Source organism: Sulfuricaulis sp. (genome assembly GCF_049587675.1).
In the GTDB taxonomy this organism is placed as follows: Bacteria; Pseudomonadota; Gammaproteobacteria; order Acidiferrobacterales; family Sulfurifustaceae; genus Sulfuricaulis.
In genome coordinates this window covers 1-8,717 of record NZ_JBAVEJ010000140.1, presented here as the reverse complement: position 1 = coordinate 8,717, position 8,717 = coordinate 1, and the positions used below count along the sequence as shown (strand labels likewise).

The following is an 8,717-nucleotide window of genomic DNA, read 5'->3' as shown; positions in this document are numbered from 1 at the left end:
GGGAAACGGCGATATCGCGGTCGGGTGGTTGTGGGTCTCGACCTTCATGAGGATATGAGTATCGTCCTCGTGATAGCCATAAACACCGCTGCCCGGCTCGGGAAAAAAACGCCCGATGCGCCCGCCCTCGATGACCGCGGCGTTATCCTCGTAGGCGCTGAGCGTGCCCTTGGAATTGGCGGCGTGGGTGGTGCGGATCATGCCGAACAATGAATGTTCCTGCGGCTTGCCGTCGACGATCCAGTCGGCGTTGAAAATCTTGTGCCGGCAATGCTCGGAGTTGGCCTGCGCGAACATCATGAGCTCGACGTCAGTGGGATTGCGCCCGATGCGGATGAAGTTCTCGACCAGATAATCGATTTCGTCTTCCGACAGCGCCAATCCCCACTCGCGATTGGCCTCGACCAGCGCATTCCGCCCGCCGGCGGTCACGTCCACCACGCGCAGGGCAGAGGGCGCGTCCTCGCGGAACAGCTGCGCCGCCTGCGCAAGATCAGGCAGCACGTTCTCCACCATCCGGTCGTGGATCAGCGGCACCAATGCTTCGCGCTCGGGAGCCGTCAGCGGACTGCCGTCAGTTTTCGTGAAATACCAGGCAACGCCGCGCTCGAGACGCCGGATCTGCTTGAGGCCGCAGCAATGCGCGATATCGCTGGCCTTGGTGGACCACGGCGATAAGGTCCCGAGGCGCGGCACCACCAGCAACAACTCCCCGTCCGGTTTCGCCTGCGTATCAGCCTTGGGGCCGTAAGTCAGCAGACGCGCCAGCACCGTCTGTTCATTCGTCTTCAGTTCTCCGTCGAGCGCCGCGAAATGCCAATAGAGTGCCGTGACGTTGGCGATGGCCGGCACGCGCGCGCGCATTTCCGCCAGCAGTTTGTCGCGCCGGAACGGCGACAGCGCCGGCGCGCCGCGCAGCGACAGGATCGGCGGGGCTTTAGAGGTTTCGGGTATTCGGTTCGTCATGCGCTTGGCTACACCCAGACCTGGGATACGTTGTAAAAGGCCAGGCCCTCGTCCTGCTCGGCGACGTCGACCCATTCCGGCTCGCAGTCCACGGCGCGCGCCAGCGCCGCGCGCGCCAGCGCCGGGGTGTTGTTGGTCTCGCTCAGATGCGCCGCCGCCACGTAGCGCAGGCGCGGCGTGGCAATTTGCGACAATAAGCGCGCCGCCACGCCGTTTTCCAGATGACCGTGTTCGCCGGCGATGCGCGCCTTGAGCGACGGCGGATAGGGCCCGTCGCGCAGCATGCGCGCGTCGTGATTGCATTCGAGCACGAGCGCGTCGCACTCGCCCAGCATTTCCACGACATGCGAGGTGATGGAACCGATGTCGGTGAGAAAACCGAAGCGCGTGTCGCCGTCCGTAAATACAAACTGGCACGGTTCGCGCGCGTCATGCGGTACCGGGAAGGGCTGCACCTCGATATCGCCGATGGCAAAGCGTTCGTGCGGATTGATCAGTCGGATGTCGGCGTCCGCATCGAACTGGCCCTTGAGGGCGGAGAAAGTTCCGGCGGTCATCCACACCGGCACGCCGAAGCGGCGCGCGCAACTGGCAACGCCGCGGCAATGATCGCCGTGCTCGTGAGTGATGAGGATGGCACTGAGCTTGTCGGGGCTCCGGTCATGGCGTTCGAAGCGCATCGCTGTTTCGCGCGCCGAAAATCCGCTGTCGAGCATCAGCAGGGTGCGACCGCATTCGATCAGCGCGGTATTGCCGCGGCTGCCGCTACCGAGGATGCCGAACCGCAGTCCGGCACGCTCAGCCTGTGTCCGTTTGCTCGATTTCCGCAGTCGCCACCCGCCTATTTCAATTGATCGTAAAGCAGGGTCAGGATTCGTTCGCTCGTCTTGGATTGCTCCGGCGTGCCGTCCTTGTTCAGCACGTCGACCCGTGATGTCTTCTCATCGCCCTTGACGAGAACCTGGTATTCGTTCGTCTTCTCCTTTTCCTTGCCGCTGAACAGGCGCCCGAAGAAGCCCTTTTTTTTCTGCGGATTGTCCGGGTCGATGTAACGCACGTAATAGAGCCCCTTCGAACGGTCGCGGTCTTCCACGGTGAAGCTGGTCCGGTCGAGCGCAATCCCGACACGCCGCCAGGCGCGTTCGAAATCCTCCGGCAGGTTGAGCGATGTGTCCTCACCCTGGCGGGCGAGTGTCGCGCGCTCGGGTGGCGTCGTCGCGACAAGCGGTTCGATCATGCCTTTCGCCTTTTCCTCCTTCACGCCCAGGCTCACTATCAGCAACCGCAGCATTTCCGCCTCGAGACCCGGATCGGTAGGACGCGGTTCCCAGCGCGTTTCGCCGATTTCCGCGGCGCCCTCCTGATTCACGACGACTTCCTGCATGCCGAATTGGCTGATGTATACGTCGGTGGTTCCCGGCGCCGTGTCGCGTTCGAGCCGGATGCGATATTTGTCGCGCGTGCCGGTCGAGTACAGCGTCCCCAAAGACTTGGCGAGCAGCTTCTGGAAACCCGTGCCGACTTTCGCGCGGTTCTCCGACCAGTCGGTTTCGATGATGCCGGTCTGCGGATTTTCCTTGTCGATAATGAGGCCGTTGCTCAGAACGAATTCACGTACCTTCGGCCAAAGTTGCTCAGGCGGCATCTTTACCACCAGCCAGCGCATCTGCCCGTCGCGCGCCATGCGGATGTCGCTGAATTCCGGCAGCAAATCCCCGCCCATGGACAACTTCGTTGAGTTTCCCTTTTCGGTCGCTAATCCCGAATAGGTTGCCGGGCCCGGTGCCGTTTCGGTCGCTGCCTTGCCGCCCTCAGGGACCGAGAGGTCCGGGGGGAGGTCGAGCGGCGGAAGCGTGCGCGTGGACTTGTAATCGATCTTGCGCTTATCGACGATAGTCTGACAGGAACTGACGGCCAGCGCGGCCAGCAGGCAAAGGAGGATGGTGGCGAATCGTTTCGTCATGGAACCTCGGTATTGAAAACACTCATGGATCAGGTGATTACACCCGCTGCGCGCATGGCCGATCGCACGGTTTCGTGATGCTTCGACGATAGCGGCGTCAGCGGCAGGCGGATACCCCCTTTGATCAGCCCCATCTCGTTTAGTGCCCACTTCACCGGTATCGGATTGGCTTCCAGGAAAAGATTCTTGTGCAGGCCCATGAGGCGGTCGTTGATGGCGCGCGCCTCCTTTTCCTTGCCGGCGCGCGCGAGCTTGCACATTTCATGCATCAGCCGAGGCGCGACATTGGCCGTGACCGAGATGTCGCCCTTGGCGCCGAGCAGTATGCAATCGAGCGCCGTGGCATCATCGCCCGAATAAAGATCCAGTTTGTCCCCGCAGCGGCGCAGAATGTCGCGCGCGCGGTCCAGGTTACCGGTCGCTTCCTTGATGCCAACAATATTAGGAATGGCGGCGAGACGTTCGACGGTTTCGGGCAGCATGTCGCAGGCGGTGCGTCCGGGGACATTATATAGTATCTGCGGGATCGGCACGGCCTCGGCAATCGCCCGGTGATGCAGGTACAGTCCTTCCTGGGTCGGCTTGTTATAGTAAGGCGTTACCAGCAGGCAGGCATCCGCCCTGGCGTGCTCGGCGCAGCGCGTGAGTTCGATGGCCTCGGTGGTGGAATTCGCGCCCGTGCCCGCGATCACCGGCACCCGCCCCCTAGCGTACTCCACCGTGAGACGGATTACCTCACAATGCTCGTCCATGTCGAGTGTGGGTGACTCGCCGGTGGTGCCGAGGGCAACAATGACATCGGTGCCATTCTCGACATGGAAATCCACCAGGCGACGCAGCGCCGACCGGTCGAGCGACCCGTCCTCGTTCATGGGCGTGACCAGGGCCACCATGCTGCCTTGGAACATAAGAAACAGACCTGAAAATGTATCGGGGAAAGGCGCATGGTACTTGCGCCCTCCTCCGATGACAAGCCGCAGCCAGCCCATTAAGCGCCTTGTTTTATGGGCCGATCAGCGCATTGTCGTGGCGCCGCTGCTCGCCCTGTTTTAAGCTGCCGGCCCATGACCGATCCCGCCCCGAAACCGGTGCGTGAAATCCGCATCAATCCCATCGTGCCGAGCGAGTCAGTACTGATCGCGACCGCGCGCAGCATGCGCCCGAAAAAAGGCGAGGCGTCTGCACCGCGCGACGCGCGCACCCACGTGGAAACCTGCCCGTTCTGCACCGGCAACGAGCAAATGACACCGCCCGTGATCGCGGCCTACCCCGCCGAGAAGAACTGGGAAATCCGCATCGTCGAGAATCTTTACCCGGTGCTGGGCGACGATCGTTCGAATCCCAACCTGAGCTTTGGATTGCAGCAGACCATCGACGGTTACGGCCGGCACGAGGTGATGATCGACCACAACCAGCATGGCGTCGCGATTCACGAAATGAGCGAGCCGCATCTGGCGCTGTTGTTCTCCGTTTACCGCGACCGCATGGAGCAGCTTTACCGGTCCAACCAGCGGCTGCGCTACGTGCTGGTGTTCAAGAATTTCGGCCCGGCAGCCGGCGCCTCCATCGCACATACCCACAGCCAGGTGATCGCCATGCCGGTCATCCCCGACAACGTGCAGGCGGAGGTCACGAACAGCCGCGCGTTCTACCAAAAGAATCATCACTGTATCTTCTGCTCGCTGATTGACGAGGCGCTGACCTTCGAGGCGACCATCTACGACCGCGAGTCGGGCGAAATCCGGCGCAAAATCAACGTTGGCCAGTACGTGATCGAGCGCGGGAAAAAATTCATCGCCATCAAGCCATTCGCCAGCCGTTACGAGTGGGAAGTGCATATCCTGCCGCTCGCGCATCAGAGCGATTATCTGCGTATTTCCAAGGATGATTTGGACGACCTGGCGCGCGTGATGCGCCGCACCATGGCGCGGCTCGACGCCGTGCTCGGCGGCGCGCAGTACAATTACTTCCTGCATTCACTCCCGCATGACGCGGATTTCGAAGATTGCGCGGCCAGTTATCACTGGCACATCGAGATAACCCCGCGCACCAGCATTCCGTCCGGCTTCGAGCTCGGCTCGGGGCTGTTCGTCAACACCGTGGCACCGGAAGCGGCGGCGGAAAAGCTGCGGGCAGTGGAGATTTCGTAAGATTATTTATTTATTATAGAGTTGACCGAGGATGGGGAGAAAAAGATCTTCGCAGCGCAGGCGATGCCGCTTTGCTTTATTTGTGATTACCTAACGAGGCTATAACAACCTCTATATCCAGTGAGCGTATGGCATCCAGCGCGCACTCCCAGCGACCTTCCTCGCACAGACCGCTGATGCCGCCATTTTCATAGGCCTCGCGCGCCGCCTTCAGGCAGGCGTCGCGCACGGTCTCGGCGACACGCCGTTTCAGGTCCTGATCGCTCATGCGGTTATCTCCTGCCCCGGATTTCCCTCCGGACTGCGCGGTCTCACCGCCTCCCGGCGCGCGGCGGCTCATCACGCTCGGCATCCATCCGTTATTTCTGATGTTGCCGAGCGGGAAGCAGGCGGTTGACCTCCCTTTCGGCGACCAGCCAATCGTCCACCGGATCACCGCCGTTGAAGCCGCGCTGCATGGCACGGAAGTAAGCCGCCTCGGCAATCATGCGCTGGCGCTCGTTGGATGAAACAGGTTGTCCACGGTCGGTGACTGCCGCGGTTCCTTTGTTCGGGTCCTTTCTGAACGATCCTGTCTTGGCCATGACGGTCCCTCCGTAATCAATGAACGCTGAAAATAAAAAACGTAACGCTTCACAACCGCGTTAAATATCAACATACGTTATTAATATACACCCGTGTCAAAGTCCAAGTCATATAAAAGGCGCAAATGCTGTGTCGACTGCGGCAGGCGGCACTTTCCGCGCGTATCAGTATTTCATGATATTCCCATCGATTTTGGCGCAATCGGATGTCGATGTGGCGACATCATATTTGGGTACACAATTTCGGATTACTGCCATCATTCCTCGTGAAGTTCTTCTTCCTCCTCGCTTTCCGCCGCTTGCACCTTCTCCTCCAAGGGTTCTTGCCAGTCTTCCGATGTCATATCCGTCTCGGAATAGCCGAGATCGTCGCGTGCGATATTGTCCACCGGTCCCGTCCAGTCCTCAGGCGGCTCTATGGCTTCGATACTCTGCTGATGCCAGTCATCGAAATCCATCTCTTCGAGATCGCCGTCGAAATGCTGGGTTTCAACCGTGCCTGCCTCTTCATCCAAAGCGGTCACATAAAACTGTTGGCCCTTGTCCCGATGGCGGTACCATTGCGATATCACGGGTTTGAGCGCTGTGGTCATGGCGCACCTCCTCTTTCCGCTGACGCCTTTAATACGTGCAATTTATTGACATTCAGCCAGCGCCGTCTTTGACGCCTGTCAAAGTAACGTCAATACACCTGTAGTATCTGCTTATCAGGCAGAGATTTCTATCGGCGACGAAAATGGTTAACAACGAGGCGCCAGTCCTTTTTGCACTTCAGACCAGCCGTTCTTTCGGCGAAGACGTGGCGCGGCAACTTGGAATCAGTCTGAGCGCCTGCGAGGAAAGAGAATTCGAGGATGGCGAACACAAATCCCGCCCGTTGGTTAATATCCGCAATAAAGACGTCTTTGTCATTCATTCGCTTTATACCGGTTCGCAACAGAGCGTGAATGACAAGCTGGTTCGCCTGCTGTTTTTCATTGGCGCGCTCAAAGATTCTTCCGCTGGACGCGTGACGGCCGTGGTTCCCTATCTCGCCTACGCCCGGAAAGATGCCAAGACCCAAACGCGTGACCCGGTCACGACGCGTTACGTGGCACAATTGTTCGAGGCCGCGGACACCGATCGCGTGATCACCATGGATGTGCACAATCTCGCCGCTTTCCAGAATGCCTTTCGTTGCCGCACCGATCATCTGGAAGCGACCAAACTGTTCGTGGCGCACTTTGCGTCGCTGCTGAAAGAGGAACCTCAAATCACGGTGGTGTCCCCGGACATCGGCGGGATGAAGCGGGCCGAGCGCTTTCGTCAGGCACTGGGCCGCGCCTTGAACCGTGAACTGAATGTGGCCTTCATGGAAAAAGCGCGCGCGAAAGGCGTGATGCGCGCCGGACGGCTGATCGGCGAAGTCGCGGGCCACGCCATCATCGTGGACGATCTCATCAGCACCGGGGGAACGCTATGGCATGCAGCCGCCGCGTGCCGGGAATGTGGCGCGGAAAAAGTTTATGCTGCTGCCACGCACGGTATTTTCGTCGGCGACGCAAACCGCCTGTTATCCGGCACGGAGCTGGACAAGCTTATCGTCACCGACACGATCCCACCCTTTCGTCTCGATCCGGATCTGGCCCGGAACAAGCTCGTCGTCCTTCCCGCCGCCCCGCTATTTGCGGAAGCCATCCGGCGCGTACACGCCGGCGGTTCGCTGGTGGAACTGCTTGAAACCTAGAATTTGCCGCCGTAACTCTCGGCCAGACGCAAATATTCCCCGGCGACGGCACGCCAGCGGGGCCAGACGCTTTTCTCCAGATCGCGCAGGTGCCAGATCGCCAGCCGCGCGCGCAAGCAGGCACGATGTGCCTTGTAGAAATGCACGAGGGGGGGCGGCGGATGATCGCCGGTGATCCGGCAGTAGGCCTGGAAAAGCTCCTGCTCGACCTGCGACGCGCCCAGGCGTTCACACTCCATGGAGAGAAACGCTAGTTCATCCGCCGCATCGATAATACGGAAGGAGCGGTTGAATTCCAGACAGTCGAAGATTACCGGCGGAGATTCCATGCAGACATGTTCCGGACGCAGATCGCCGTGCCCCTCGACGATCCTTCCTTCCGCCGCGCGGCGGTCGAACAGCTCCGGGGCGCTTCGCAGGAATTTCCATTGCGCGCCGTGCACAGATTCGACAAGCGCCGCGGGCAATTCGAATAGCGGATTGGCAAGCGCTTCGTGATTCGCGCGAAGATTATGTTCATACTGCCTGCGGTATTCTTCGCCGCTGATTTTCTGGGGAGTACGCTCCCGGTAAAAATAGGCAAGCCTTTCCGCCACCGTATGCAGCTCCACAGGCTCAAGCGCCTGATGCCGGATCAGGTAATCCAGCATCCGCTCCGCCGGCAACCGGCGCATTTTCACGAGCCAGTCAACCACCTCGCCCTGCCCTTCGATCTGCATCTCTCCCCGGGCGTTCATCGTGAGCGCCACCAGCCCCCGATACACGCCCGGCGCGAGACGCTGGTTCAGCCTCATTTCCTCTTCGCAACTTTTCTTCCGCGCCGCGAGCGTGCTGAAATCCAGATAATCGTAGCGCACCGGTTTTTTGAGCTTGAAGGCGTGGTGCGGGGTCAGAAAAACCCATGACATGTGGGTTTCCACCGCTTCGACGCGAGCCGGCTTCTCCGGATAGGTTTGCGGCTGCCGCAGCCGCGCAATCTTGGTCTCCTGATCCAGAACCGATTCACGCCTGGACAGCGGCTTCATGGTTCAGTTCGCTTTCCGGCCAGATGCCTCGCGAACCAGTGGGCCGCGGCGGTGGCGACCTGTTCGAGCGTTCCGGGTTCTTCGAACAGGTGGGTGGCACCGGGGATGATCAGCAATTCCTTTTCGGCGCGCAGCTCATGATACGCCAGGCGGTTGAGCTCGATCACCACGTCATCGTCCCCGCCCACGATCAGCAGCGTCGGCGCCTGCACGCGCGGGAGATCGTCGAGCGCCAGATCGGGGCGGCCGCCTCGCGACACCACGGCGCGGATCATCGGCCCGAGTGCCGCGGCCGCCTTGAGT

General features: G+C 60.4%; 11 protein-coding genes and 1 pseudogene. 3 read left to right on the top strand and 9 right to left on the bottom strand.

Annotated elements, in window-relative coordinates; genetic code table 11:
• Positions 1-966: pseudogene (locus WB402_RS07350) on the bottom strand (phosphoribosylformylglycinamidine synthase); the annotation flags it as partial.
• A gap of 8 nt (positions 967-974) precedes the next feature.
• Positions 975-1,706, bottom strand: a complete 732-nt coding sequence (locus tag WB402_RS07345) for an MBL fold metallo-hydrolase (protein ID WP_424206437.1) — start codon at positions 1,704-1,706, stop codon at positions 975-977.
• On the opposite strand from WB402_RS07345, the gene WB402_RS07340 reads away from it, so the two are divergent.
• Positions 1,629-1,820, top strand: coding sequence for a hypothetical protein (locus tag WB402_RS07340; protein WP_424206435.1), 192 nt, complete (start codon positions 1,629-1,631; stop codon positions 1,818-1,820). The genes WB402_RS07345 and WB402_RS07340 overlap by 78 nt on opposite strands.
• Here the strand turns inward: WB402_RS07340 and bamC are convergent.
• On the bottom strand, positions 1,808-2,929 hold the full coding sequence (gene bamC / locus WB402_RS07335) for an outer membrane protein assembly factor BamC (protein ID WP_424206433.1): 1,122 nt from the start codon (positions 2,927-2,929) through the stop codon (positions 1,808-1,810). The genes WB402_RS07340 and bamC overlap by 13 nt on opposite strands.
• A 29-nt stretch (positions 2,930-2,958) precedes the next feature.
• The gene (gene dapA, locus WB402_RS07330; protein ID WP_424206432.1) at positions 2,959-3,837 is read right to left on the bottom strand and encodes a 4-hydroxy-tetrahydrodipicolinate synthase; all 879 of its coding nucleotides are present in this window, start codon (positions 3,835-3,837) and stop codon (positions 2,959-2,961) included.
• 156 nt (positions 3,838-3,993) lie between these two features.
• Here dapA and WB402_RS07325 point away from each other — a divergent pair, with 156 nt between their 5' ends.
• On the top strand, positions 3,994-5,079 hold the full coding sequence (locus WB402_RS07325; protein ID WP_424206430.1) for a galactose-1-phosphate uridylyltransferase: 1,086 nt from the start codon (positions 3,994-3,996) through the stop codon (positions 5,077-5,079).
• A 76-nt stretch (positions 5,080-5,155) separates the two neighbouring features.
• On the opposite strand, the gene WB402_RS07320 is transcribed toward WB402_RS07325, so the two are convergent.
• The 3 genes from WB402_RS07320 to WB402_RS07310 form a co-directional block, all read right to left on the bottom strand.
• Positions 5,156-5,347: an acetyltransferase gene (locus WB402_RS07320; protein ID WP_424206428.1), complete on the bottom strand. Its 192-nt coding sequence runs from the start codon at positions 5,345-5,347 to the stop codon at positions 5,156-5,158.
• Positions 5,348-5,438: 91 nt separating this feature from the next.
• A complete protein-coding gene (locus WB402_RS07315; RefSeq protein WP_424206426.1) occupies positions 5,439-5,663 on the bottom strand; it encodes a DUF2934 domain-containing protein in 225 nt (74 codons plus the stop codon).
• A gap of 257 nt (positions 5,664-5,920) precedes the next feature.
• The gene (locus WB402_RS07310; protein WP_424206424.1) at positions 5,921-6,256 is read right to left on the bottom strand and encodes a DUF6763 family protein; all 336 of its coding nucleotides are present in this window, start codon (positions 6,254-6,256) and stop codon (positions 5,921-5,923) included.
• 143 nt (positions 6,257-6,399) lie between these two features.
• Between WB402_RS07310 and WB402_RS07305 the strand changes: the two genes are divergently transcribed.
• Positions 6,400-7,389 (top strand): ribose-phosphate diphosphokinase, encoded by a 990-nt coding sequence (locus tag WB402_RS07305; RefSeq protein WP_424206422.1) that lies wholly within the window; start codon positions 6,400-6,402, stop codon positions 7,387-7,389.
• Here WB402_RS07305 and WB402_RS07300 read toward each other — a convergent pair.
• Both WB402_RS07300 and WB402_RS07295 read right to left on the bottom strand, forming a co-directional pair.
• Entirely contained in the window at positions 7,386-8,414 is a 1,029-nt protein-coding gene (locus WB402_RS07300; RefSeq protein WP_424206420.1) for a hypothetical protein, read from the bottom strand. The genes WB402_RS07305 and WB402_RS07300 overlap by 4 nt on opposite strands.
• Positions 8,411-8,717, bottom strand: a 307-nt coding sequence (locus WB402_RS07295; RefSeq protein ID WP_424206418.1) for a dienelactone hydrolase family protein, incomplete at its 5' end; no start/stop codon positions are given. The genes WB402_RS07295 and WB402_RS07300, both read right to left, overlap by 4 nt.